Below are 24,701 nucleotides of genomic sequence, written 5' to 3' on the forward strand. Positions count from 1 at the left end.
TTGTTTTGAAAAAATGTAACAAATTGGATAAAAATAGTAATAATTGTTAGTTTTAATTTCTTTTTGAAGAGGGTGTCTTTTTGGTTTAGGAAAGCTTTTAAATGAGTTTTTGGGTTGTTATTTAGATTCAATAAAGGATCTGAATACTACGACATCCAAGAAGTGTATTTTTATTAAATTTATATGTTTTTAAAATAAAAACGGAGGTTTTAAAGAGAGGGGTTTAGAGGAGTTCTGAATATTAATTCAGTGAGTTTTTAAACTTTAATGGCGTTAAGCTTGTTTTCTTTTTGAATAGTTTACTGAACGATTGAGGATATTCAAAACCTAATTGATAGGCTATTTCTGCTACTGATAGGTTCGTGCTGATCAGGAAATCTTTCGATTTTTCAATTAATTTGGAATGAATGTGCTGTTGCGCATTTTGGCCGGTTAAATTTCGAAGCATATCACTCAGATAATGAGTAGAAACGCTAATTTGTGAAGTAAGAAAATCTACTGTTGACAAACAGAATATGACTTTTTATATAACAGCTGAAAAACTTTTCGTGTATTTTTTTAACACACAGAAACATAGATTTATGACTGTAAAAAGGTGTTTCACTTATTTAAACACACATAGCTATGTGTAAAATGCAGATTTTTTAAACCTTTTTTTAATCAAATTAAAATCTATGTTTTATGTGTTTATTTTTTTTGCGAACTGCATTCATAGAGTTTTAATTAATGCTTTTGTTAACAACTTTCACTTCTTTATATCTCTAAAAAAAGCGTAAATTTGAACTTCTTCCAAAGTGTACTTTAAGTTTTTTTACAACTCATTAAATCAGGTATTTATGAGACATAAGGCTTTGGGATTTGGAATTTTTTAATTTGTCTTTTTACAAAACCTATGTATTTAATATTCGATACCGAAACAACCGGATTACCAAAACGCTGGGATGCTCCCATAACCGATTCTGATAACTGGCCCCGCTGTATTCAGATCGCGTGGCAGCTTCATGACGAAATGGGGCAATTGATCGAACATCAGGATTATTTGGTTAAACCTGAAGGATTTAATATTCCGTATGATGCAGAACGTATTCACGGAATCTCGACTGAATTGGCAGAAGCCGATGGAATTACCTTAGCTGAAGTTTTAGAGAAATTTAACATCGCTTTAAGCAAAACGAAGTTTATTGTTGGGCAGAATTTAGGTTTCGATGTCAATATTATGGGGGCTGAGTTTCATAGAATGGGTGTGGATTCGCCAATGAGTTCAATGCCGGTTTTGGATACTTGTACCGAAGTTACGGCTTCCTTGCTAAAGCTTCCCGGAGGTCGTGGAGGAAGGTTCAAATTACCCACCTTAACAGAATTACACGAGTATCTTTTTAATAAACCTTTCGCAGAAGCCCACAACGCTACTGCCGATGTTGAGGCAACTACGCGTTGTTTCCTGGAGTTAATCAGAAGAGAAGTTTTTACCAAAGAAGAACTGGATGTCCCAAAGGATTATTTTAAGGAATTTCAAAATAGAAATCCTCAGGAATTTCCATTAATTGGTTTAAAACACATCAACTTAAAAGCGGCTTCTGATAAAATCAGAGAGCAGCTAAAAGCTCTGGAATCTGTTGGTAAAGAAACTACAGTTTCACATTCTGACAGAGAAGATTTTAAAGCAGCAAAATACGCGCATCTACACAATCATACCCAATTTTCGGTTTTGCAATCGACTATAGGTATTGGGAATATTGTAGCGGCTACAGCCAAAAACGGAATGCCTGCCGTTGCCATGACGGATACGGGAAACATGATGGGGGCTTTTCACTTTGTAAGCGCCGTTATGAACCACAACAAAGCGGCTTCCGGAAAAAATAAAGCTTTGGTTGAGGCAGGCGAAGAACCAACAGAAACCGAAATAAAACCAATTGTAGGGTGCGAATTTAATGTTTGCGACAATCACCTGGATAAAAGCAAAAAAGACAACGGAAATCAGGTTGTATTATTAGCCAAAAACAAAAATGGGTATCACAATCTGGCGAAAATGTCGTCGATTGCTTTTACTGACGGATTTTATTATGTTCCGAGAATTGATCGAAAAATTGTCGAGCAATACAAAGAAGATATCATGGTTTTGTCCGGGAATCTATACGGAGAGATCCAGAGTAAAATCCTGAACGTTGGTGAAAATCAGGCCGAAGAAGCTTTGATTTGGTGGAAAGAACAATTTGGTGATGACTTTTACCTGGAAGTAATGCGCCACAATCAGGAAGACGAAAATCGTGTAAACAAAACCCTGATAGAATTTTCTCAAAAACACAACGTCAAATTAATTGCGACAAACAATACCTATTATTTAAATAAAGAAGATGCCAATGCACACGACATTTTGTTGTGTGTAAAAGATGGTGAAAAACAAGCTACACCAATTGGTCGTGGCCGTGGATATCGTTACGGATTGCCTAATCAGGAATACTATTACAAGTCGCAGGAAGAGATGAAAAAACTCTTTGCGGATTTGCCTGAAGCCATTATCAATATTCAGGAAATCGTAGATAAGGTTGAGATTTATTCGCTTTATCGCGATGTATTGCTTCCTAAATTTGACATTCCTCAGGAGTTTGTGGTTCCGGAAGATGAAGCCGATGGCGGTGTTCGGGGTGAAAATAAATACCTGCGTCACCTGACCATGGTGGGGGCTAAAAAGAGATATGGCGAAATAACGGAATCGATTCAGGAACGTCTGGATTTTGAGTTATTAACCATTTCAAATTCCGGATACCCGGGTTACTTTTTGATCGTTCAGGATTTCATCGCTGAAGCCCGAAATATGGACGTTTCGGTAGGTCCCGGTCGTGGATCTGCAGCGGGATCTGCCGTTGCTTATTGTTTAGGAATTACCAACATTGACCCGATTAAGTACGATTTGCTTTTTGAGCGTTTCCTGAATCCGGATCGTGTATCCATGCCCGATATTGATATTGACTTTGATGACGAGGGTCGTGGTCGTGTAATGGATTATGTAATCAATAAATACGGAAAAAATCAGGTGGCGCAAATTATCACTTATGGTAAAATGGCAACCAAATCAGCGATTCGTGATACAGCGCGTGTACTGGATTTACCATTGTTTGAAGCCGATAGAATTGCAAAACTGATTCCGGCCATGATGCCATCTAAGTGGAATCTGGCGCGTTTTATCTCTGAAAACGAAGATGAAGTTAAAAAAGCCCTTCGTTCTGATGAATTTGATAATGTAAAAGAATTGATCGCGATTGCCAATGAAGATGATTTGGCCGGAGAAACGATTCAACAGGCAAAAATCCTGGAAGGATCGATGCGAAATACCGGAATTCACGCCTGTGGGGTAATTATTACGCCATCGGATATTACGAATTTCGTTCCCGTTACTACAGCAAAAGACTCTGATTTATATGTAACACAGTTCGATAACTCGGTTGCAGAAAGTGCCGGATTGCTAAAGATGGACTTCCTGGGTCTGAAGACCCTTACGCTGATCAAAGACACCGTTAAACTAGTGAAATACAGAAACGGAATTGATCTGGACCCGGATACATTCCCAATTGATGATGTCGAAACGTATGCACTTTTCCAGAGAGGAGAAACGGTTGGGATCTTCCAATACGAGTCACCCGGAATGCAGAAATACATGAAAGACCTGAAGCCAACGGTTTTTGGAGATTTAATTGCCATGAACGCCTTGTATCGTCCGGGACCATTGGAGTATATCCCGTCTTTCGTAAGAAGAAAAAATGGCGAAGAAGAAATCAAATACGATTTAGATGCCTGCGAGGAATATTTAGGAGAAACTTACGGAATTACGGTTTACCAGGAGCAGGTAATGCTTTTGTCGCAATCGCTGGCTGACTTTACAAAAGGTGAGGCCGACGTTTTGCGTAAGGCAATGGGTAAGAAACAAAAAGATGTACTGGATAAAATGAAGCCTAAATTTGTCGAGCAAGCGGCAAAAAAAGGGCATGATGCAAAAGTTCTGGAGAAAATCTGGAAAGACTGGGAAGCCTTTGCGAGTTATGCCTTCAACAAATCACACTCGACTTGTTATGCGTGGATTGCCTATCAAACGGCGTATCTAAAAGCACATTTTCCGGCAGAATATATGGCTGCGGTTCTTTCGAATAATATGAATGATATCAAACAAGTATCATTTTTTATGGAAGAATGTAAACGAATGGGATTACAGGTTTTAGGACCGGATGTAAATGAGTCGTTTTACAAGTTTACTGTAAACGATGAATATGCAGTGCGTTTTGGAATGGGCGCTATCAAAGGAGTGGGTTCCGGAGCTGTTGCAACCATTGTAGAAAGCAGGAAAGACGGTAAGTATAAATCAATTTTTGACTTGGCGAAGCGTATTGATTTGCGTGCGGCTAATAAAAAAGCAATAGAAAATCTGGCATTGGCAGGTGGTTTTGATTCGTTTGAAGGAACCACAAGAGCACAATATTTTCATGATGATGGTGACGGAATAACGTTTTATGAAAAAGCAATTCGTTACGGATCTAAATTTCAGGAAAATGAAAATTCATCACAGGTAAGTTTATTTGGTGAAGCCAGCGAAGTTCAAATTGCGGAGCCTGTTGTGCCTCCATGCGAAGACTGGAGCACGATGGAAAAATTGGCCAAAGAAAAAGAAGTCGTTGGAATTTATATTTCAGGACATCCTCTGGATGATTTTAGATTCGAGATGAAATACTTCTGTAATTCCCGATTAGAGTCCCTGAAAAGCATGAATGAATATGTGGGTAAAAATCTAAATTTTGCCGGAATTATTAATAACGTGCAGCACCGTGTGGCAAAAAACGGAAAAGGCTGGGCCGTATTTAATTTAGAAGGATATGATGAAAGTTATGAGTTTAAGATTTTTGGTGAAGAATACTTAAAATTCCGCCATTTCCTGATTCAGAATAATTTTGCTTTCCTGAAAATATTGATCAAAGATGGTTGGGTAAATCATGATACAGGTAAAAAGTCTGATCCGAGAATGCAGTTTGTTGAGATTCGACAATTGCAGGATATCTTGGAAGCTTTCGCTAAAAAACTGATTTTATTACTGAATATAAAAGATCTTCAAACAGAGTTTATACACAAATTAAGTCATTTGTTTAATGAGAATAAAGGAGACAACTCTGTGGCTTTTGAAATCATGGAATTAGAGAAGGTAAAACGTTTGGTTGAGGTAGAAACTCCTACTGATTTTGAGGAAGCGGATGATGCTGTTTTTGTAGATGAGAATGAGACAGAAGATACAGATGCTTCACTAGAAGAAACTAAAATTCAGGAAGTAAATGAAGTGGAGGAAATTAAAGTAGTAACCAAATTATCGATGCCAAGCCGAAGGGTAAAAGTCAAAATTTCGACAGAGTTATTGATAGAATTGGAAAAAATGCAGGTAAATTTTAAGTTAAACTAAATTTTAACAGTTAAAATTTTGGGCTATGCATTTTTTTAGTGTTAAAATTATGCATGCATAGTAGTTTTTTAGTAATTTAGACTAAAATTACAACGATTTCGTTCCAAAGTCTAACATGCAAATTGTAAGATTATGTTAAAATAATCTAAGTTTGTAAAAATTAATTAAATCAGAATTATGAAAAAGAACCTATTTTTATTAGGATTATTAGTTTGCTCTATGGCCACGATGGCGCAAACAGAAAAAGCAGATAAACCAGAAAGTTGGTATTTTAAATTAGGTGGATCTTATTTTATTCAAACTGCTGCTACTGAATTTCCAACTGTATCAGGAGCCTTGCCTAATACAGATGTATATGCTGCAAATGGGACTACTTTAATTTCTAGAGAAACAAATCATGGTTCATTTGGACAAGGCTTCCGAACAGGATTAACAGCTGGATACCGTTTTACTCCTCGTTTAGGAGTTGAATTAGGATTCAATTATTTTAGTAGTGCCAGCAAAACTATGGTTGAAACTACCAATAGATTAGTAGCTGCAGGACCAACTTTTGCAACAGGTAAAGCTGAAGGTAAAATTGAGGCATTCGATGTAGCACCTGCAGTCGTATTATTTTTAGGTGAATCTCATGGTTTCGAGCCATATACTAAAGTTGGAGTTATAGTTCCTGTTCATGGTACATTAGAGATCGAGACTACTAGAGCTTATACAAATCCAGCAGGAGTGACAAACACCTATACTAAAGATGTTGTAAAACCAAACCCAACGGTTGGATTTTTAGCAGCTTTAGGTACATCTTATAAATTAGGTACACATATTTCTGTTTTTGCTGAACTGGAATATCGTAATTTTACTGTGCATGGTAAAACTAAAGAAACGGAAGTGTATACTGAAAATGGTGTAGATAAATTAAATACACCAACAACTTTCCGTCCAGATGCTTCATATTCTGCAAATCATACAAAATATGTGAAGCAAATCAATACTGATTCGAATAGTAAAGTAACTAATGCCGCAGGTTTTGACAGTACTAGAGCTACTGATGATATCAGTTCTTTTGTTGGTATTTCAGGTTTAGGGCTTACTTTCGGTCTTAAATACAGCCTATAATTTAAGGAATTATATTTTATAAAAAAGAGGATATTCGTTTAGAGTATCCTCTTTTTTGTTTTGTGCAATCTTGTCATCCCGAGGAACGAGGGATCACACAAGAAATTCTGAAAAGAAGATTGCCAGTCTATGTCGATTTACGAGTGTGATTTCTCGTTCCTCGAAATGACAAAATGTGTCCAATTATTATGAATTCAAACTCCTAAACTCTTTCAAAACTTCATCAATTACCCAGGTTGTTCTGGCTGCCGATGTCCCTTTTGATGGAGAAAAACCTTCATTCCCTAAAAGTTCTGTAACAACAGTTTCGATAAAAGGTTGCTGAATATGAAGTGGGTTTTCGATCGTAATGCTTTCTTTTTCTCCATTTGTGTATTGAATGTGTATGGGATCATTTCCAAAAGTCGAAAAAGAAATTTTTCCTTTATCACCTACAATATCAGTATTGTCATAACGTTCAAAACTGGCAAAATTCCACAAACCTGTTCCATGAATTCCGTTTTCGAATAAAAAGGACATAGAAACAGCGTCTTCTGCCGGATATGCTTTAAGTTGTGAACTTGCATGTCCGCGAACGGATTGAATTGGGCCCAATACAAAATCAAGAAAGTCTAAAGTATGACAAGCCAAATCTACAAAAATCCCCCCTCCGGAAATGTGTGGTAAAACCGTCCAGGGTAAATTGATTTCATCGTCATATCTTTCTTCAAACGGATGGTATAAAACACAATTTACATGTCTTACAGTCCCAATTTTGTTCTGATCGATTAGTTCTTTTATTTTTAGAAATCTCGGTAAACTTCTTCTGTAATAAGCAACAAACAATGGGACATTATGTTCTTTGCAAACACTGATCATTTCGTTGCATTCTTCAAAGTTTAGAGCCATTGGTTTTTCTACATAAACCGGTTTTCCGGCTTTGGCACATAAAATGGTATATTCTTTATGAGAAGATGGAGGTGTAGCAATATAAACAGCATCAACTTCAGGATCATTGATTAAATCAGCAGCGTTTGAATACCACTTAGAAACATTATGGCGTTTGGCATAATCCTCAGCAAGTGCAGCATCTCTTCGCATAACAGCCACTAATGCTGAGTTTGGCGTTTTCTGAAAAGCCGGGCCGCTTTTTACTTCGGTTACATTACCGCAGCCAATAATTCCCCATTTTACAATTTTCATTTTTCTGGTTTTTTAGTTCATTCAAATTTAAAAAAGGTTTGCGACGAATTGCACTAATTTTTGCGAATTATTTTTCACGCAGATTTTAAAAGATTTAAGCAGATGCACACAGATTTTATTTTACCGCAAAGCACGCAAAGTTTTTGTATCAGCCTGGTTTTGTAAAAAACACAAAGTTCGCAAAGCTGGTTCAATGCAAAGCTTTGCGAACTTTGCATCTTCTAAAGATACTTTTGTATAAAAAACTTTGCGGTAAAATCAAATTAAGTTCTTGGCAAAATAAACGCACAGATTATAAAAATCATTTTAATCTGTGGCAAAAAAAGGGTACAAAAAATTAGCCACGAACTCACAAAAATAATTTGTGAATTCGTGGCTAATAAAGATTAAAAGACTAAAGTTTTATTTTTTAGGCAAAGCTTTAAATCCCATATTGTAAAGTGTGAATGCCTGAATGTCTACATTTTCCTGAATTGTTGCAGCAACAGATTTTCCTGCTCCGTGACCCGCTTTTACATCAATACGAATTAAAACCGGATTAGGACCTGTTTGTTTTTCCTGTAATTCGGCAGCAAATTTAAAACTGTGCGCAGGAACAACACGATCGTCATGATCGCCTGTTGTAACCATAGTTGCAGGATACTGAACCCCTTTTTTTACGTTTTGTACAGGAGAATATCCTTTAAGGTATTCAAACATTTCTTTGTTGTCCTGAGACGTTCCGTAATCGTAAGCCCAACCTGCACCAGCGGTAAAAGTATGGTAACGTAACATATCCATTACGCCAACTGCCGGCAGTGCCACTTTCATTAAATCAGGACGTTGTGTCATAGTTGCTCCAACTAATAAACCTCCGTTAGAACCTCCGCGAATGGCTAAGAAATCAGATGAAGTATATTTTTGAGCGATTAAGTACTCGCCTGCAGCAATAAAATCATCAAATACATTTTGCTTTTGCAATTTCGTTCCGGCATCGTGCCATTTTTTACCATATTCACCACCGCCTCTTAAGTTGGCAACAGCATAAACACCTCCGTTTTCTAACCAGACAGCATTGGCAATGCTAAAACTTGGTGTTAAACTAATGTTGAATCCGCCGTAACCGTAAAGAATGGTTGGATTTTTACCGTCTAATTTTGTTCCTTTTTTATAGGTGATAATCATCGGGATTTTTGTTCCGTCTTTTGAAGTATAGAAGACTTGTTTTGATTCGTAATCTTCACTTTTAAAATCAACTTTAGGTTTTTGATATATTGCAGATTTACCTGATTTTGGTTCTAATGAATAGATTGTTCCCGGAGTTGTATAATTGGTAAAGCTGTAGTATAAAGTTTTTTCATTCTTTTTTGCACCAAATCCAGTCGCAGTTCCTACAGCCGGAAGTTTGATTTCACGAATTAATTTTCCGCTGTAATCGTATTGTTGTACAAATGAAACAGCATCTTTTGTATAATTAGCAAAGAAGTATCCGCCACCAGTTGAAGGAGATAAAATATCCTGAGTTTCTTTGATGAAATCTTTCCAGTTTTCAGGTTTTGGATTGCTTACATCAACAGTAACAACTCTTTTGTTTGGTGCGTTTAAGTCTGTTTCAATAAACAATTTACTTCCTTCATTCTCGATAACCTGATTGTCGCTGTTAAAATTGTTTACAATTGTAACAATTGGACTGTCTGGTTTTGTTAAATCTTTAATGTAAAGTTCGTTTCCGTAAGTAGAATTGGCTGCTGAAATTACCAGATACTTATCATCTTCAGTAACATAACCACCAATATACCTGCGTTTTTCATCTGCCCCAAAAATAATTTTGTCTTCTTTTTGAGAAGTTCCTAACTTGTGGAAATACAATTTATGCTGGTCTGTTTTTGCTGATAATTCACTGCCCTTTGGTTTGTCATAGCTGGAGTAATAAAACCCTTCGTTTCCATGCCATGCAATACCGCTAAATTTTACATCAACTAAAGTGTCTTCCAGTACTTTTTTAGACAAAGCATCAATAATGATTACTTTTCTCCAGTCGCTTCCGCCTTCAGAAATAGAGTAGGCCGCTTTATTTCCGTTTTTAGAAAAATTTAAACCACCAAGAGAAGTTGTTCCGTCTTTAGAAAAGGTATTCGGATCTAAGAAAACTTCCTCTTTGCCATCTTGTCCTTTTCTGTAAATAACAGATTGATTCTGAAGTCCGTTGTTTTTATAGTAATAAGTAAATTTTCCTTCTACAAACGGAGCGCTGATTTTTTCATAGTTCCATAATTTTTCCATGCGCTTTTTAAGTTCATCACGGAAAGGGATTTTATCTAAATAGCCATAAGTAACTTCATTTTGCGCTTTTACCCATGCACCGGTTTCAGCTGATTTGTCGTCTTCAAGCCAACGATAAGGATCGTTAACTTTTGTGTCAAAATAGACGTCAACAGTTTCGCCTTTTTTGGTTTGTGGATATTGGATTTTATTTTGCCCAAACGAAATTCCTGCAGTTGTAATTGCCATTAGAAGAAATGTTTTTTTCATAGTTTTTGTTTAACGGTTGTAACAAAAATAGCTTTTTTTGTTGTGAAATGATAACGATAAAAAGTTAAACCCTATAAGATGTATACGTTCATTTAGTTACAGTTTAACTAATTTTAGTTATAGGTCGTATAGGGTTTTAAAATGTTACAGATTGAAGTTAACTCCTAAAACAATATTTCGTCCAATGTTTGGTATGCCATCCGTTTTTAGTCTTGAAAGGTGGGCAATGTACTTTTTATCGAATAAATTGTTTCCGTTCAGGTTGACATCAAAAGCGTGTTTACCCAATTTTACTGTACCGCCAAAACCCAGGTTAACCAGCGTGTATCCTTTTGAAGCCGTTTCAAAACCGCTTACATTATCCTGGCTAAAAGTCGAAGAAACGTTTAAAGAGGCATATCCTTCTTCGAACCAGTCTTTGATTTTAAATTCAGTTCTTAAAGTATTGTTCCAGTTATTAGCGGGAATCAAAGGCAAATAATCGTTGTTGGCTTTTTTACCGGTTACGGTTTCAAAACTGGTTTCAAAATGCAACCAGTCCAACGGATGCGGGTGAAAGTGTAAACCAACTTCACCACCGTATAAATTTGCATTATTCTGGATATAAGCAAAAACATCATTATCATCACGTGTTTCTCCGGTTGGCGAAGTGTAGATGTAATTGTTTACATGATTGTAAAATCCGTTAACGAAAAACTCAAAATGAGTGTTTTTATATTCTAAATTTAAATCAGTCTGAAAGTTTTGCTCTGTTTTCAATGCAGCATTCCCAATTTCATATCGGTTGGTTCCTTCGTGGACCCCGTTTGAAGTTAGCTCGGCTAAATTTGGCGCTCTAAATCCGGTTGCCACATTCAGTCGAAGTGTTAACGGTTCTGCCAGTTTTGTTTTATATCCTAAAGAAGCATTAAAGCTGTCAAATGACCGGTCTAAAGGTAAAAAATAACCTTCTTCCCCTTCAGTACCATGAGCCTGAGAGGTAATGTTTCGGTTGTCAAAACGTAATCCGGCTTGTACAACACTGTTGTTCCATTCGTAATTGGCGGTTCCAAAAACACCAATATCATTTGTAGTCGCATCCGGAATCAAATATTCTTCTCCGGAATTTTTGTTTGTCTGATGCATTCCCTGAACACCTATAATGGTTTCAATTTTTCCCAATTTCGGGAAATGGTACTTCGCATTATAATTAAAAGTATTCAGTTTCATGTGAAGTGATGCTTCGTTGCTGTCTTCAAATTCACTTCTGTCATTGGCGATATATCCTAAATCAACATCTAATTTCGAATTCTGAAAAAAGATAACATTGTTTAAACTCAGTAAATGATTGAAAATACCTTGTCTGGGAAATTCTGTGTTTTTGCTTGAAGATTGTTCCCCAATTCCATTATCCGGCATTCCAAGATCCAGTTTGTTGTAATTGTACCTTAAAACGCTTGAAAAACTCGAATTGCTATATCCAACTCCCGTTTTAAAATCGGTTTCGTTATAGCGCGTATTGGTCACGCGTTCACCATCGGCAATTTTATAGTCAGAATGTGTATTGTAGCTTCCGCGCACTAAAAATTTCCAGTTATCAGTCGAAGTTTTTAATCCAATCGAAGAATTGCTTCCTTGTGTGTTCGTGAAATATTTTTGGCTAAAATTAGCTTTAAAAGTATTCGCATCCGCAAATTTTTCAGGGTTAAAATATAAAACACCACCAAGGGCATCAGAACCGTATAGTAAAGAAGCGGGGCCTTTTATTACTTCAACACTTTCGACTCCGGCATCATTCAAACCTAAACCATGCTCGTCTCCAAATTGTTGGTTTTCGATACGCACACCCTGAGAATACACCAAAACACGGTTTCCGCTCAATCCGCGAATTACCGGTTTCCCAATAGAGGTTCCGGTAGAAATCTGAGAAACTCCCGGAATGGTTGCCAAACCTTCAATTAAAGTTGAAGTTCCTTTCTGTTGTAATGTTTTGATGCTTTCATGTTCGACTTTCATTACGTTTTGTGATTGTAATTTATTGAAAGGAGTTGAAACCACCACTTCATCCATTTCAAAAACAGATTCGGTAAGTGTTATGTCTATCGTGTTTTCTTTTAATAACTTAGATATTGATTTACTTTGGGTGGTAAATCCAACAAAAGTAAATGTGAGCCGGAAACTTCCGTTTGGGAGATTCTTAAATTCATATTTTCCGTTTTCATCGGTAGTTGTTCCTTTGTGTAATTCCGGTGCATAAACGGACACATTTGATAACGGTTTGTTTTCCAGATTTGTTACTGTTCCTGAAACTGAATTTTGAGCAGAAAGCATGCTCGTAAACCCTAAAATAAGGGCTAATAATATTTTTTTCATTGAAATGATGCTATAGTTAATTGATTTTTATCTTCTAAAACAAAAACTAAAAAGAATAGTAAAATTTACCGGTCCTGAAAGTTTCAAGACGGGGAAATGTGCTAATTTTTTGATTAGATTGTAAAAGATTTTAATTTTATTTCGAAGGTTTCGAAATTAAGAAACGATAACAGCCGGAGGTCCGCGCAATAAATACGGACTTTCTGAAAGGGAGAATATTTTTTCTGAAAGGGCGAAAAAATAAGGGATTTCGTTATTGAAAGTATGAAATTCGAAAGTAAACTGTTCAGGCACAATATAACTTCCAAAAACAAAATGGCAAACAAAACAGACATCGTAATCATGATGCTGATGTGTGATCTCACCATTAGGATCATTATAATTGTGATGGCATTGTTTTTCTGAAAGTTGCTTTACAATATGCTCATAACTGTGTATGGACTGAAACAATATTGAGAACAATACTGTAAGAGCCAAAGAAACACTTAATATGAGTTGCTTTCTTTTCATTTTGTACAAAGGTATAAAAGATCAAAGTAAAATGGATTCATTTTTTGAATTCTGTTGCTTATTTGTTGAAAAAACAGCAACAAATGATTTTATTCCTGATCAAAAAGAGAATAATTACGATCTAATTGCATCCTGAACTAGCATTATATTATATTTGTAAGTAAAATAAATCTACTCTAAAAAACGTTTACTTGAAAAACTCTTTAAAACCAAAATACGATATGCGATTACTTTTTAGTTGTTTGTTTTTAGTATCGTTTTTCAATTCTTTTGCACAAGAAGTAAAACCGGAGATAAAACCTATTGTTAAAATTGATTCTTTGTATCGTGAAGATCAGTTTTATTTTTCGGTGACTTATAATATGTTTACTGATATTCCCCAGGATTTTAAACAAAAGAAATTCTCAGTTGGTTTTTCGGGCGGTTTTCTGCGCGATATGCCAATTAATAAAGACAGAACAATTGCTATTGCGGCTGGTTTAGGATTAGGTTATCAAAATTATTACCAAAACCTTACCATCTCACAAGATGCTTCAGGAGCTCCTGTTTACAGTGTAAATAATTCCAGTGAGTTTGTTTCTAATCGGTACAGACAATATTCTGTCGATCTTCCAATAGAATTCAGATGGCGTAATTCTACTTATGAGAGCACTAAATTTTGGCGAATTTATGCGGGAGTAAAATTAAGTTATGTGTTCTCAGATTCTTCTATCTTAGACGATGGCGAAAAAACATATAAAATAAATAACAATCCTTCAATTAATGAATTTCAGTACGGCCCGTATCTTTCTACGGGATATAATACATGGAACCTGTATTTGTTTTATGGGTTAAGTCCGTTGTTTAAATCGGTAACAATGTTAAATGGTGAAAAAGTTAATATGAAAACGCTCAATGCGGGATTGATTTTCTACATTTTATAACCATAAAAACAAAAAGAGCAGCTGCGGCAATACACCAATTAATAGTCCGATACATAATTCTTTAGGAGTATGAGCATCCATTTCTAAGCGTGATGAAGCCACAACACCCGTCATTAGAATTAAAAAAGCAGCCCAATACGGATTATGCAATTGAAGATGAATATTCAATCCAATAGCAAAAATGGTAAATCCGCTTATAGCCAGCATATGTAAACTTGCTTTTATTTTAAACAAAGAGCATATCACGGCTAAAATCGTACTAAACAAAGCACCAAGAAAAAAGAAATGAAGTTCAGGGTATCGTGTAATTACGATGCTTCTTTTGACCAGTAAAATATACAAAAAACACTGCAAAACAAGTGGAATCCTGCGTTGTGACGTTTCGGGCAGCATGATTGATTTTACATTTCCTGTTGAACGAAGCAGCATGAAAAACAATATAGGAACCAAAACAGTAATGATTAGAATTTGAAATAAAACATAATATTTTTCCTGATTCGTAAAGAGTTCATTTTTACAAAACAAGTAAAATAAAGTAGCATATATCGAGATAAAAACCGGATGCAGGATGTAGGAAAATAAAGGAAGTATTCTTTTCAAAACGTTGTATTTAGTGCTGTTAAACAAATATAAACAAATAATGTTTTTTGCTGCAAATTTCAGAAATTAAGTGTTTTTAATTTTATAATTCAAATTAGGAATCATTCCTGAACTTGAAATTTAGAAGCAACAGAATTAGTGAAAATTTGTGAAATTAGTGGCAAACCTTTTTTTAAATTTGACAAAAAGAAATTCTAAATGAGTATAAATTTAAAAAACCTTATCCCGGTTCTTGATGCCGAATGGATTGGTTCTGATACTGCTATTTTTGTTGATCACATTTCGATTGACAGCCGTTCATTACAAAACGGATCAAAAACCTTGTTTATTGCCTTATCCGGTGTTAACAACGATGCTCATTTGTATATTCCTGAACTTATTGAAAAAGGCGTTCAGAATTTTGTGGTACAGTATATTCCCGAAAATGCTAAAGGAAAAGCCAATTTCCTGCTGGTTAAAAATAGTTTAAGCGCACTGCAGGAATTCGCCTCTTATTACAGGGGTTTATTTCATTTTCCTATTATCGGATTGACCGGAAGTAACGGGAAAACGATTGTAAAAGAATGGCTGAATTTTTTATTAAGTCCTGATTACAATATTATCCGAAGTCCTAAAAGTTACAACTCTCAGGTAGGAGTTCCATTGTCTGTAATTGGTATTAATGAAAAACACAATTTAGGTATTTTCGAAGCCGGAATTTCAACCATTAATGAAATGGTGAAGCTTGAGAAAATCATTAGGCCTACCATAGGAGTTTTGACCAACATAGGTTCTGCTCATGATGAAGGATTTGAAAACCTAAAACAAAAAATAAAAGAAAAATTACTGTTGTTTAAAAAATCAGCAATACTGATTTATCAGAAAAATGAACTTGTAGATCAGTGTCTGGAATCATTTGGCGCTGAATATCCGCTACAGGAAAGACAATTTTTTTCATGGAGTTTTACTGATCCGTCCGCAGCTGTTTTTATTCTGGAAAAAGAAAATAAAGGCGATGCAACAGCTATTCAATACCAATACAAAGGCGGGGTTTTCGATTTAGAAATTCCGTTTAGTGATTCGGCCTCTATAGAAAATGCTATTTCGTGTTTACTGGTATTGCTTTATTTTAAATACGATTCAGGCACGATTCAAAATAGATTTCAGCATTTGTATCCGGTACAAATGCGTCTGGAGGTTAAAAACGGAATTAACAATTGTAGTATTATTGATGATAGTTACAGCTCCGATTTTGAGTCGCTAAAAATTGCTTTGGATTTCCTGGAAAGCCAGCAAAAAAAGAATGCTTCAAAAACCATCATTTTATCTGATATAGTGCAAAGCGGATTTTCTAATGAAGAGTTGTATACGAAAGTAGCACAGTTAATTTCTGATAATAAAATAAATCGCGTAATTGGCATAGGGGAGACGATTTCTTCTTTTGCCGCTAAATTTCCAAATTGTATTACCTTTCAAAATACAGCCGAATTTATTGCTCAGATCGAAAGTTTAAATTTCGAAAACGAAACCATTTTAATAAAAGGCGCAAGATCATTTCAGTTTGAAGAAATTGTATCGTTGCTGGAAGAGAAAACACATGAAACAATTCTCGAAATCAACCTGAACTCCATTAGCCATAACCTGAATTATTACAAATCAAAACTGGACAATAATGTCAAATTGATGGTGATGGTCAAAGCTTTTGGTTATGGAAACGGAGGATTAGAAATTGGTAAATTGCTCGAACACCATAATGTAGATTATTTAGGTGTGGCTTTCGCCGATGAAGGAATTTCGCTTAAAAATGGCGGAATAAAATTGCCAATTATGGTTTTAAACCCTGAATCGACCAGTTTTCCTTCGATTATTCAATATAATCTGGAACCTGAAATTTATAGTGTGAAAGGACTAAAAGCTTTCCTTAAAATTGCACGTGAAAAGAATTTAAAAGATTTTCCAATTCACATTAAATTAGATACCGGAATGCATCGTCTGGGTTTTGAGGAAAATACACTCGACGAATTGATTCAGACTTTACAAGGAAATTCAACAGTACAAGTAAAAAGTGTATTGTCACATTTGGCCACAAGCGATGAAGTGAAACACTTTGATTTTGTTATTTCGCAAATCAATTTATTCGAAAAATTATCTTCTAAATTAATTTCAGCATTAAACATTAATCCAATCCGTCATATTCTGAACACATCCGGAATAAGCAATTTCCCCAATGCACAATACAATATGGTGCGCTTAGGAATTGGTTTGTATGGCGTTTCAAACGATCCTGCCGAACAAAAATATCTGGAAAATGTTGGAACCTTAAAATCGATCATTTCCCAGGTTCGTACTATTCCCGGCGGTGACAGTGTGGGTTATGGCCGTCGTTTTATGGCGGAGAAAGAAACTAAAATTGCAACAATCCCCATTGGTTATGCCGACGGAATTTCCCGATTATGGGGAAACCAGGTAGGCTATGTGGTCATTAAAAATCAGAAAGCATCTATTGTAGGCAGTGTTTGTATGGATATGTTAATGGTTGATGTAAGTCATATTGATTGTAAAGAAGGAGATTCTGTTATTATTTTTGGAGAAAGCCCAACGGTTATGGAGATGGCAGCAGCCTTAAAAACAATTCCGTATGAGATAATGACCAGCATTTCGCAACGCGTAAAAAGGGTATTTTTCAGATAGTTTTTGATATTTTACAGAAAATTGCGTATTTTCGATATGAATTAATAATAAACTAAAAACAAACAATTATGGGGATATTTTCAGAATTTAAGGAATTTGCAATGAAAGGCAACGTAGTCGATTTGGCTGTCGGTGTGATCATTGGAGCTGCTTTTGGCAAAATTGTAAGCTCATTAATTGAAAATGTAATTACGCCATTAATATTAAAACCGGCCTTAGATGCGGCACATTTATCCACCATCGAGGAGTTAACGGCTTTTGGAGGAGTCAAGTACGGTTTGTTCATTTCGGCAGTCATTAACTTTATAATTGTTGCTTTTGTATTATTCTTAATTATTAAAGGAATAAATCATGCAAAAAAGAAAGAAGTTCCGCCACCGGCTGCACCAGCAGGACCAACTCAGGAAGAATTGCTTATTCAGATTAGAGATTTGCTAAAAAATAAACAATAATATACTATACCGCTACACTAAGTCTAATTTAACCGTTCCTTAATTGGGACGGTTTTTTTATAAATACTATTGAATTTTGTAGGAAAAATAAATATATTTGCTTATAATAAGTTTTTACAGAAATGCATTATGAAAGTAGAATTAATACCGGTTATTGAAATCTCAAACAGTGATCAAGATATAAGATTACCAGATTTGGGACCCTTTTGGAAATATGAAGACGAATGGGAAAGTTATAATTTTTTAAGTAATATTAAGGCTGGTTTTTCAGATAAGCTAAAACCTTATTTAAAAGGTTCTTCATTATATAAAATCGACGAAATATCAGATGAAGATTTGTTAAAGGCTATTCAAAAGGAAATAATAATACAACAAACAGAAGAAAATAATGGAGTCGAAGATTTAGTTTGTTCTTTTAGTGGAGGCTATGTTTTAAAATTGGACGATGACTCTGTTTATTTTCCGCAATGTTGTGGCGCCTTAGCTGACATAAAGGAGTGGGAAAATTTACTAATTGGGAAGACAAAGTTTTTTTATCCAGGTCATCCTTTTCCGAGAGTAATGGAAGAGGACAATAAAATTCGTTTTAATTTTGTTGACATTGAAGTTAGAGAAAATTTTGCACCACCTTTTCTTTACGATATTATAGAACTTGAAAAGGCTCAACTGGAATTTGCAATTATAGAAACAAATAAAGTATTGGAGATTTTTGCCAATCGACTTAGATTAATTAGTGAAAGAAAAAAGCTTGATATTGCAAATATCGATAGGATATTGATTTGGGGAGAAGATGAACAGTAAGACCATTAGGAAAATGAAATCTAATTTTGCTAATTTTTAAACACTGTTTGATTTGTAACATTTTGTTATTTTTTGTGAAGCGCCTTGTTTTGATTTTTATTATGTATACTTTTGTACTGTACAAATTAGATTAATTCATACTAAAAATATAAAAATGAGAATAGCCGTTGTAGGTGCCACTGGTATGGTTGGCGAAATAATGCTTAAAGTTTTAGCAGAAAGAAATTTTCCTGTTACTGAGTTAATTCCTGTTGCTTCTGAAAAATCAGTAGGAAAAGAAATTGAATATAAAGGTCAAAAATATAAAGTTGTAGGATTACAAACGGCTGTTGATATGAAAGCTGATATTGCTCTTTTCTCAGCTGGAGGAGATACTTCTTTAGAATGGGCACCAAAATTTGCTGCTGCCGGAACAACTGTTATTGACAATTCTTCGGCATGGAGAATGGACCCGACAAAAAAGTTGATCGTTCCTGAAATCAATGCAGATACTTTAACCAAAGAAGATAAAATTATTGCAAACCCAAACTGTTCTACTATTCAAATGGTATTGACTTTGGCTCCGTTGCATAGAAAATACAACATCAAGAGAATCATTGTTTCTACCTACCAATCGATCACCGGAACAGGTGTAAAAGCGGTTAGACAGTTAGAAAACGAATATGCAGGAGTTCAGGGAGAAATGGCTTATAAATATCCAATTCACAGAAATGCGATTCCACATTGCGATAGTTTTGAAGAGAACGGATATACTAAAGAAGAAATGAAATTAGTTCGTGAAACTCAAAAAATTCTTGGTGATAATACCATCAGAGTTACGGCTACTGCAGTTCGTGTGCCTGTTGTTGGCGGGCATAGTGAAGCAGTAAACGTTGAGTTTACGAATGATTTTGATGTCAATGAAGTGCGTGAAATTTTACACCATACAGATGGAGTAGTGGTACAGGATAATTTAGATACTTTTACCTACCCAATGCCATTATATGCAGAAGGTAAAAATGATGTTTTTGTTGGAAGAATCCGTCGTGACGAAAGCCAGGAAAACACCTTAAACATGTGGATTGTTGCTGATAACCTGAGAAAAGGTGCTGCAACAAACACGATTCAAATCGCTGAATATTTAATTCAGGCTGGTTTGGTATAATCAGAGATTAAATAAAATTGTTATAAAGGAAAGACCGTAATTGCAGTAATGTGATTACGGTTTTTTTATAAATGTCTTATTCTGATAGTTTTATAATTTATTGTGGAATTGGAGAAAATTAATTTTTTATACTTTTGAAGTAATAATATAAATTTTAAGAAATGATACAATATGTCAAAGGTGATGCTACCAAACCAATAGGTCTGGGAAATAAAATAATAGTCCATTTGTGTAATGATTTGGGAGCATGGGGAAAAGGATTTGTAATAGCAATTTCTAAACGCTGGAAAGAACCTCAGAAAAAGTATAAAGAATGGTTTACAACAAAAGATAATTTTGAATTAGGAGAAGTTCAATTTGTCAGAGTAGAAGAAGATCTTTGGATTGCAAATGTAATTGGACAACATAAACTTAAAAAAGATAAAGATGTAAATCCTCCTATTCGTTATTCAGCTGTTTTAGATGGTCTGGAAAAAGTCGCAGGTTTTGCAATTGAAAATGAAGCTTCTGTGCATATGCCAAGAATTGGATGCGGACTTGCTGGCGGAACTTGGGATAAAATAGAACCAATACTAAATTCTACATTGATAGCTAAAAGTATTTCAGTAACAGTTTATGATTTTTAGTTTTTGAAATCGCTGAATTTAAAACTAAAACAATCCGCAAGAACACTATACTTCTATAAATGTAATAGGGATTTGGAGGCATAAAACTATTGGGAGATAAGCAGATATGAATTACTATAAAATGAATATGCTAAGTGTATGAAAAATGAAGTAAAAAAAGAATCAAGATGAAGATTATAAAGAATACGTTTCGACTTACGGAAGCGGAATTCTTGGCGAAACTTACGTGCGTATCTATCTTCCTGAAACCATAATACTCACTATGGATGAATGGAGAAACCGTATTACCGAATATTGGTTTTGGGATGAAGGAAAAGAGGTGCTGTCGAAAGAAGAAGTTTTGAAAATCCGTTTGAGTTACTTTTGTGATTAATAGAAAAAAAATTATTTATGGATAGGGTAAAATTAAAACAAGAAATATTAGACTTCACAATTAAAGGTGTAAGTTCTTTTCTAAAAAAGAATAGTAAACTTGAATTTTATGCTTTTGCTTATGATTGTAATGCAGAGTATGCCGAAATTAATCTGTGCTTTAATACATTATTTGATTTTGAAAAAACTTTGGACTATTACCAAAATGGACAGTTTGGTCAAAATTTCAAATCTGATGAAGACATAAGAGATTTAAAATATAATACGGGCGATTGGGAATATCAATGTTTTGAGACTATAAGTATTTTATCAGATGATGAACTGAATGATATTTTTAATGGCTTTCCTGATGAGGATGATGATAAATCCTGGAATGAATTTGTAGAAAGTTTAATGGAATTATTTTGTGAATGTCTATTAGAGTTTAGAGATACGCTAACTTTCAAAAGTATACCTAAAAGTAAAGATTTTGTTTATTTTTGCATTGATCATGATGAAGATTTAAAAATTGCTGAAGAAAGATTGGTACAGATTGAAAATAAATTGAATAAGAAATAGAAATAAAATGAACTTCGATAATTATAAAATAATTCCAAATTACAAGACCAATAAAACAGATTTATTTCTTGCTGAAAACGAAGAGATTCTGGCTTGTGAAAAAACATTGAATATTGCTTTTGATGAAGATTATAAAGAATACGTTTCGACTTACGGAAGCGGAATTCTTGGCGGAACTTATGTACGTATCTATCTTCCTGAAACCATAATACTAACTATGGATGAATGGAGAAACCGTATTACCGAATATTGGTTTTGGGATGAAGGAAAGGAGGTGCTGTCGAAAGAAGAAGTGCTCAGCTCAGTTAGAATTGGAGATACTTATGATGGCGATGAAATTATTCTTCTAAAAAATGAATATTTTATTTTGCCAAGACATAGCGAAATGATTTACAAAGCAGGAAAGACACTCGAGGAAACTATAACCTGGCTATGTTCATCAGGAATCCTGACCGAAGCATTTCCTGAAAGAGAATTTGAGCCTTTTGATCCGGGTGATTTAGATAATAACTAAAAGAAAACAATAAAAAAATTCCAAATCCCAAAGAGCAGCTGCTATTTTTGGAATTTGGAATTTTTAAAATTTGGAATTTATTTTTTTAGTATTCAGGTGCTAATTCTAATTCTAATCCTTCTAGCTCAGTAGTAATAGGGATCTGACAGCCCAAACGGCTATTTGATTTAACATAAAATGCTTCCGACAGCATGGCTTCTTCTTCATCTCCCATTTCTGGTAATGCAACATCATTAAGAACATAACACTGGCAGGAAGCACACATGGCCATTCCGCCACAGGTTCCTTCAACAGGTAGTTCGTATGCTTTGCATAACTCCATTATATTCATTGCCATATCAGTTGGAGCTTGTAACTCGTGTATAACTCCTTCTCGATCTTTAATCTTTATTAATACATCCATTTTAATTATGTGGAATTTTTACAGTTAGGATTTTATAACGTGAAAAAATCCCTAATTATATTAACTATTTTTGATACTAAATGCGTATTCTTTTTTGTTGCCTTCTTTTGGTCGCATTTTTACACCAAGGACATTTCCGTTTTTTTCTAAAATTGTCACTACAGCGATAACGGAGTAATAATCTTTTTCGGACTGAAATATTAAAGTGCCTTCGTAAGTTGAATTCATTACCCCTTGCTTATCTGTTGTAACAGACAATTTTCTTGGGTGTGCGAATTGTGCAGCGCTATAAGTTGTTTTGTTCGAAAATTTAGCTTTTCCGTCGCAGAAATCATACAAAAAATCATAATTTCCAATTCTTAAGCTGCCTTCTTCTTCATTTGCATTGGTCGAAAATACAATTTGACCTGCATACTGAAAATCTGACCATTCTTCTGCTTCATTTAGCCAGGCTTTATCAACAATTAGCGTTTGTGTTGTTTGTGCATAGTTTATAAAAACGCAAAAGAACAATAAAAATAAAGCGTAATACTTCTTCATAAATTTAAGATCTAGGGGTTATGTTGCAAATTTAAGTTAAATATGCAACAATTCCTTAGCTAAAACTCTTAAATCTTTACATTGTTTTTTGTTAAATCCGCAATAATGTGCTTTGTTTTTATTGTTTTTGTAAAAATAGAGCAATTAAACTACTCAAAGCGCTATTATTCTTGTTAATGGACAAAATTCAGAAAAGTAAAAGATCTTCTTTTTACTTACATTATATTTACCACTGTTTCAATTTGTGGTGCATACTTTTTTATGGTGGTTTCAACACCTGCTTTTAGTGTCATTTGATTTACACTACAGCTGATACATGCTCCTTCAAGACGAACTTTAACATGTTTGTCGTCATCTATAGAAATTAGCGTAATGTCTCCTCCGTCAGAATTTAAAAAAGGTCTGATCTCGTCAAGAGCTAATAATACGTTGCTTGTTAATTCTTCTGTTGTCATAATATTTAATGTGTCAATTAGACAATGTGTGAATTAGATCATTAGTCAATCCGATAATCTTTAAATTACCATTTATTCGTAATGATCTGATTTTCTCATTATCTCAATTATCTAATTATTTTTTAACTGCTGAACAACCTGCCATAGTTGTTATTTTAATGGCTTCTGTTGCAGGTAAGCTATCGTTTCTGTTTACTACTTCCTGTACCACATTTCGGGTTATTTCTTCAAAAACAGTTTCGATTTTTGAAGCCGTTTGTAAGGCTGCCGGACGACCGTAATCTCCTGCTTCGCGAATAGATTGTACAATTGGAACTTCTCCTAAAAATGGAACTTCCAGGTCTTCAGCCAGGTTTTTTGCTCCCTCTTGTCCAAAAATATAGTATTTATTGTCAGGTAATTCTTCTGGTGTAAAGTACGCCATATTTTCGATAATTCCCAAAACAGGAACATTGATGTTATCCTGCATAAACATAGCAACCCCTTTTTTAGCATCGGCCAGAGCCACTGCCTGAGGAGTGCTTACTACTACAGCTCCTGTAATAGGTAAGGATTGCATAATCGAAAGATGTATATCTCCTGTTCCCGGAGGCAAATCGATTAGCATGAAATCAAGTTCTCCCCAATCTGCATCAAAAATCATTTGGTTTAGCGCTTTTGCAGCCATTGGACCTCTCCAGATTACAGCCTGACTAGGAGCAGTAAAAAAACCAATAGAAAGAATTTTGATTCCGTAGTTTTCAATTGGTTTCATTTTTGATTTTCCGTCAACGGTAATCGAAACTGGTTTTTCGCTTTCAACATCAAACATAATTGGCATTGAAGGCCCATAAATATCGGCATCAAGAACCCCAACTGCAAATCCCATTTTGGCAAGTGTTACGGCAAGATTTGCTGTAACAGTCGATTTTCCAACTCCGCCTTTACCAGAAGCAACGGCAATAATATTTTTAATTCCCGGAATAGCCTTTCCTTTTATTTCATTCGGATTTTCCTTCGCCTCAACTTTAATATTTACTTTAATTCTAGCCTCAGGAGATACCAACTCAAGAATTGTTTTTTTGATATCATCTTCAGCTCTTTTTTTGATGTGCATTGCCGGAGTATGTAAAACTAAATCGACTACTACTTCGTCGCCAAAAGTAATTACATTAGCAACAGCGCCACTTTCAACCATATTTTTTCCTTCTCCGGCTATAGTGATTGTTTCTAGAGCTTTAAGAATTTCTTTTCTGTCTAATTTCATTTTAATGTACTGTTTTCTATTGATAAAAATCAATTTAAGGTATTGTGTTTATTTAAACTGATTTCAGACTACAAAGATAACAGATTATGTTCGGATTCAAACCCTTTTAAATTGTATTTATTGATATTGAGATTGTTCAAAATGATTCTGATTGCCTGCGTTTGCTTTCTTAGCAGCAAAATGTCCTGAAGGTTTTATTTAAGATTTTCTTCCGGAAACACTTTTACTGTTAAAATATGCGAATTTTAAGATAAATTTTCAATATAAAATCACTATAATATCGATAATGTTAATT

The 24,701-nt window shown here is 34.8% G+C and carries 19 protein-coding genes and 1 pseudogene; 10 read left to right on the plus strand and 10 right to left on the minus strand.

Going from position 1 to position 24,701, the window contains the following annotated elements; translation table 11 throughout:
• Positions 1-241: 241 nt before the first annotated feature.
• A pseudogene (locus ACHRWY_RS06085) lies at positions 242-508 on the minus strand (helix-turn-helix domain-containing protein); the annotation flags it as partial.
• Positions 509-892: 384 nt separating this feature from the next.
• On the opposite strand from ACHRWY_RS06085, the gene dnaE reads away from it, so the two are divergent.
• Positions 893-5,437 (plus strand): DNA polymerase III subunit alpha, encoded by a 4,545-nt coding sequence (gene dnaE, locus ACHRWY_RS06090; RefSeq protein ID WP_395353361.1) that lies wholly within the window; start codon positions 893-895, stop codon positions 5,435-5,437.
• 177 nt (positions 5,438-5,614) lie between these two features.
• A complete protein-coding gene (locus ACHRWY_RS06095; RefSeq protein ID WP_395353363.1) occupies positions 5,615-6,547 on the plus strand; it encodes an outer membrane beta-barrel protein in 933 nt (310 codons plus the stop codon).
• 186 nt (positions 6,548-6,733) lie between these two features.
• Here the strand turns inward: ACHRWY_RS06095 and ACHRWY_RS06100 are convergent, their stop codons facing one another.
• From ACHRWY_RS06100 to ACHRWY_RS06115, 4 genes are all read right to left on the minus strand, one after another.
• Positions 6,734-7,729 carry a Gfo/Idh/MocA family protein gene (locus tag ACHRWY_RS06100; RefSeq protein ID WP_395353364.1) on the minus strand — a complete coding sequence of 332 codons (996 nt, stop codon included), beginning with the start codon at positions 7,727-7,729 and terminating at the stop codon, positions 6,734-6,736.
• A 402-nt stretch (positions 7,730-8,131) separates the two neighbouring features.
• Complete coding sequence (locus ACHRWY_RS06105) at positions 8,132-10,240, minus strand: prolyl oligopeptidase family protein (RefSeq protein WP_395353365.1); 2,109 nt, start codon at positions 10,238-10,240, stop codon at positions 8,132-8,134.
• Between the two features lie 144 nt (positions 10,241-10,384).
• Positions 10,385-12,592, minus strand: a complete 2,208-nt coding sequence (locus ACHRWY_RS06110) for a TonB-dependent receptor domain-containing protein (protein ID WP_395353366.1) — start codon at positions 12,590-12,592, stop codon at positions 10,385-10,387.
• A 156-nt stretch (positions 12,593-12,748) separates the two neighbouring features.
• Complete coding sequence (locus ACHRWY_RS06115; RefSeq protein ID WP_395353368.1) at positions 12,749-13,102, minus strand: hypothetical protein; 354 nt, start codon at positions 13,100-13,102, stop codon at positions 12,749-12,751.
• 221 nt (positions 13,103-13,323) lie between these two features.
• On the opposite strand from ACHRWY_RS06115, the gene ACHRWY_RS06120 reads away from it, so the two are divergent.
• Positions 13,324-14,025 carry a porin family protein gene (locus tag ACHRWY_RS06120; RefSeq protein WP_395353630.1) on the plus strand — a complete coding sequence of 234 codons (702 nt, stop codon included), beginning with the start codon at positions 13,324-13,326 and terminating at the stop codon, positions 14,023-14,025.
• Here ACHRWY_RS06120 and ACHRWY_RS06125 read toward each other — a convergent pair.
• On the minus strand, positions 14,020-14,625 hold the full coding sequence (locus tag ACHRWY_RS06125; RefSeq protein WP_395353369.1) for a hypothetical protein: 606 nt from the start codon (positions 14,623-14,625) through the stop codon (positions 14,020-14,022). The two genes, ACHRWY_RS06120 and ACHRWY_RS06125, sit on opposite strands and share 6 nt — an antisense overlap.
• Before the next feature lie 198 nt (positions 14,626-14,823).
• Between ACHRWY_RS06125 and ACHRWY_RS06130 the strand changes: the two genes are divergently transcribed.
• The 7 genes from ACHRWY_RS06130 (at position 14,824) to ACHRWY_RS06160 (ending at position 21,762) form a co-directional block, all read left to right on the plus strand.
• Positions 14,824-17,295 carry a bifunctional UDP-N-acetylmuramoyl-tripeptide:D-alanyl-D-alanine ligase/alanine racemase gene (locus ACHRWY_RS06130; protein WP_395353370.1) on the plus strand — a complete coding sequence of 824 codons (2,472 nt, stop codon included), beginning with the start codon at positions 14,824-14,826 and terminating at the stop codon, positions 17,293-17,295.
• Between the two features lie 68 nt (positions 17,296-17,363).
• A complete protein-coding gene (mscL, locus tag ACHRWY_RS06135; RefSeq protein ID WP_395353372.1) occupies positions 17,364-17,747 on the plus strand; it encodes a large conductance mechanosensitive channel protein MscL in 384 nt (127 codons plus the stop codon).
• A 129-nt stretch (positions 17,748-17,876) separates the two neighbouring features.
• Positions 17,877-18,548 carry a hypothetical protein gene (locus ACHRWY_RS06140; protein WP_395353373.1) on the plus strand — a complete coding sequence of 224 codons (672 nt, stop codon included), beginning with the start codon at positions 17,877-17,879 and terminating at the stop codon, positions 18,546-18,548.
• A gap of 154 nt (positions 18,549-18,702) precedes the next feature.
• Positions 18,703-19,692, plus strand: coding sequence for an aspartate-semialdehyde dehydrogenase (locus ACHRWY_RS06145; RefSeq protein ID WP_072955234.1), 990 nt, complete (start codon positions 18,703-18,705; stop codon positions 19,690-19,692).
• Between the two features lie 161 nt (positions 19,693-19,853).
• The gene (locus ACHRWY_RS06150; RefSeq protein WP_395353375.1) at positions 19,854-20,318 is read left to right on the plus strand and encodes a macro domain-containing protein; all 465 of its coding nucleotides are present in this window, start codon (positions 19,854-19,856) and stop codon (positions 20,316-20,318) included.
• Between the two features lie 390 nt (positions 20,319-20,708).
• Positions 20,709-21,248: a DUF4303 domain-containing protein gene (locus ACHRWY_RS06155; protein ID WP_395353376.1), complete on the plus strand. Its 540-nt coding sequence runs from the start codon at positions 20,709-20,711 to the stop codon at positions 21,246-21,248.
• Between the two features lie 7 nt (positions 21,249-21,255).
• The gene (locus tag ACHRWY_RS06160; protein WP_395353377.1) at positions 21,256-21,762 is read left to right on the plus strand and encodes an SMI1/KNR4 family protein; all 507 of its coding nucleotides are present in this window, start codon (positions 21,256-21,258) and stop codon (positions 21,760-21,762) included.
• Positions 21,763-21,847: 85 nt separating this feature from the next.
• On the opposite strand, the gene ACHRWY_RS06165 is transcribed toward ACHRWY_RS06160, so the two are convergent.
• The 4 genes from ACHRWY_RS06165 to ACHRWY_RS06180 form a co-directional block, all read right to left on the minus strand.
• The gene (locus tag ACHRWY_RS06165) at positions 21,848-22,165 is read right to left on the minus strand and encodes a 2Fe-2S iron-sulfur cluster-binding protein (protein ID WP_026982672.1); all 318 of its coding nucleotides are present in this window, start codon (positions 22,163-22,165) and stop codon (positions 21,848-21,850) included.
• Positions 22,166-22,225: 60 nt separating this feature from the next.
• Positions 22,226-22,705, minus strand: coding sequence for a hypothetical protein (locus ACHRWY_RS06170; protein WP_395353379.1), 480 nt, complete (start codon positions 22,703-22,705; stop codon positions 22,226-22,228).
• A gap of 215 nt (positions 22,706-22,920) precedes the next feature.
• Positions 22,921-23,160, minus strand: a complete 240-nt coding sequence (locus ACHRWY_RS06175) for a NifU family protein (protein WP_026982674.1) — start codon at positions 23,158-23,160, stop codon at positions 22,921-22,923.
• A 115-nt stretch (positions 23,161-23,275) separates the two neighbouring features.
• Entirely contained in the window at positions 23,276-24,406 is a 1,131-nt protein-coding gene (locus tag ACHRWY_RS06180) for a P-loop NTPase (RefSeq protein ID WP_395353381.1), read from the minus strand.
• Positions 24,407-24,701: the final 295 nt, after the last annotated feature.

It is taken from the genome of Flavobacterium sp. FlaQc-48, assembly GCF_044007335.1.
Lineage (GTDB): Bacteria > Bacteroidota > Bacteroidia > Flavobacteriales > Flavobacteriaceae > Flavobacterium.

Excerpts from the sequence above, each read along its gene's own strand:
- dnaE (WP_395353361.1), top strand. The coding sequence starts at position 893 with ATGTATTTAATATTCGATACCGAAACAACCGGATTACCAAAACGCTGG.
- ACHRWY_RS06095 (WP_395353363.1), top strand. The coding sequence starts at position 5,615 with ATGAAAAAGAACCTATTTTTATTAGGATTATTAGTTTGCTCTATGGCC.
- ACHRWY_RS06100 (WP_395353364.1), bottom strand. The coding sequence starts at position 7,729 with ATGAAAATTGTAAAATGGGGAATTATTGGCTGCGGTAATGTAACCGAA.
- ACHRWY_RS06105 (WP_395353365.1), bottom strand. The coding sequence starts at position 10,240 with ATGAAAAAAACATTTCTTCTAATGGCAATTACAACTGCAGGAATTTCG.
- ACHRWY_RS06110 (WP_395353366.1), bottom strand. The coding sequence starts at position 12,592 with ATGAAAAAAATATTATTAGCCCTTATTTTAGGGTTTACGAGCATGCTT.
- ACHRWY_RS06115 (WP_395353368.1), bottom strand. The coding sequence starts at position 13,102 with ATGAAAAGAAAGCAACTCATATTAAGTGTTTCTTTGGCTCTTACAGTA.
- ACHRWY_RS06120 (WP_395353630.1), top strand. The coding sequence starts at position 13,324 with ATGCGATTACTTTTTAGTTGTTTGTTTTTAGTATCGTTTTTCAATTCT.
- ACHRWY_RS06130 (WP_395353370.1), top strand. The coding sequence starts at position 14,824 with ATGAGTATAAATTTAAAAAACCTTATCCCGGTTCTTGATGCCGAATGG.
- mscL (WP_395353372.1), top strand. The coding sequence starts at position 17,364 with ATGGGGATATTTTCAGAATTTAAGGAATTTGCAATGAAAGGCAACGTA.
- ACHRWY_RS06140 (WP_395353373.1), top strand. The coding sequence starts at position 17,877 with ATGAAAGTAGAATTAATACCGGTTATTGAAATCTCAAACAGTGATCAA.
- ACHRWY_RS06145 (WP_072955234.1), top strand. The coding sequence starts at position 18,703 with ATGAGAATAGCCGTTGTAGGTGCCACTGGTATGGTTGGCGAAATAATG.
- ACHRWY_RS06150 (WP_395353375.1), top strand. The coding sequence starts at position 19,854 with ATGATACAATATGTCAAAGGTGATGCTACCAAACCAATAGGTCTGGGA.
- ACHRWY_RS06155 (WP_395353376.1), top strand. The coding sequence starts at position 20,709 with ATGGATAGGGTAAAATTAAAACAAGAAATATTAGACTTCACAATTAAA.
- ACHRWY_RS06160 (WP_395353377.1), top strand. The coding sequence starts at position 21,256 with ATGAACTTCGATAATTATAAAATAATTCCAAATTACAAGACCAATAAA.
- ACHRWY_RS06165 (WP_026982672.1), bottom strand. The coding sequence starts at position 22,165 with ATGGATGTATTAATAAAGATTAAAGATCGAGAAGGAGTTATACACGAG.
- ACHRWY_RS06170 (WP_395353379.1), bottom strand. The coding sequence starts at position 22,705 with ATGAAGAAGTATTACGCTTTATTTTTATTGTTCTTTTGCGTTTTTATA.
- ACHRWY_RS06175 (WP_026982674.1), bottom strand. The coding sequence starts at position 23,160 with ATGACAACAGAAGAATTAACAAGCAACGTATTATTAGCTCTTGACGAG.
- ACHRWY_RS06180 (WP_395353381.1), bottom strand. The coding sequence starts at position 24,406 with ATGAAATTAGACAGAAAAGAAATTCTTAAAGCTCTAGAAACAATCACT.